The following is a 1025-nucleotide window of genomic DNA, read 5'->3' as shown; positions in this document are numbered from 1 at the left end:
GCTCCCACACGGACCCCGCCAGCTGACGGAATGCGCCATGCCTGTGGGAGCGGGTTCACCCGCGAACACCGGCGCAGCCGGTGCCATCCACCGCATCGCCTGCTTCGCGGGCATGCCCGCTCCCACACGGCCCCCCCCCCAGCTGAAGGAGTGCGGATACCTGTGGGAGCGGGTTCACCCGCGAACACCGGCGTAGCCGGTGCTATCCACCGCAGTGTCCGGTTCGAGGGTACGACTTGCGCGCCTTCAGTTATCGATCGTGCTTCGAAGAGGAGCGCCCGGCCTTGTCGTGTTCCTTGGAATGGGCAATGCCGGACCGGGTAGTACCTCGGCCGTTGTCATCGTTGCGCAGGCTTCCATAGTGATTACCGCTCTCGCCATGGTTGCGGGTGGCCTTGCCGGCATGATCACTCTCGTAGCCGCCGCCATTACCGTTGAACCCACCTTTGCCGCCGCCATTGCCATTACCTTTGGCATACGCGGAAGCGATTGGCGAGACATCGGCAGGCAACAATGCAGTTGCGCCGAGCGCCAGAGCACAAGTAAAGACGGCTACCAGGGTTTTTTTCATGTTTGTTCGCCTCCAGAAGGCGCAGGGGGGGAGCTTGAGTGCGGATACGACATGAGGTCGTCATTTAAGTTCCGCAGAGCGCGCAGCCGTTCGAAGAAGCGGCTGCCAGGCCCTTTCAGGACCTGGCAGCCTTCGCTTCATCGATCATTCTTGGAGGAGTTTTGTACCGCGCCGCTCAGCCCCTTGGCATTATGATCACCGGGCGTAGTCCCCGAGATAGCGGTAGATTTCGTCAAGCCGCGGGTATCCTTGGACTGCGCGATGCCGGAGGTCGTGGTTCCATGGCCATTGTCCTGGTTACGTGAGCTTCCATAGTGATTGCCGCTCACACCATGATCGCGCGTAGCCTTGCCAGCATGATCACCCGCGAGGCCTGCACCATTGCCAGTGCCATTGTGCCCACCCATGCCGGCGCCACGCCCGCCGCCATTGCCGCCGCCGTGGCCACCACCAC

At 62.5% G+C, this 1025-nt stretch carries 1 protein-coding gene and 1 pseudogene; both read right to left on the bottom strand.

Going from position 1 to position 1025, the window contains the following annotated elements; translation table 11 throughout:
- Nucleotides 1-250: 250 nt before the first annotated feature.
- Nucleotides 251-571: a hypothetical protein gene (locus J5M58_RS25390; protein ID WP_207880041.1), complete on the bottom strand. Its 321-nt coding sequence runs from the start codon at nt 569-571 to the stop codon at nt 251-253.
- Nucleotides 572-708: 137 nt separating this feature from the next.
- Nucleotides 709-1025: pseudogene (locus tag J5M58_RS28110) on the bottom strand (hypothetical protein); the annotation flags it as partial.

The sequence above is a fragment of the Pseudomonas sp. 32_A genome (assembly GCF_017490905.1).
In the GTDB taxonomy this organism is placed as follows: Bacteria; Pseudomonadota; Gammaproteobacteria; order Pseudomonadales; family Pseudomonadaceae; genus Aquipseudomonas; species Aquipseudomonas inefficax.
This window is presented reverse-complemented; position numbering and strand designations above follow the sequence as displayed.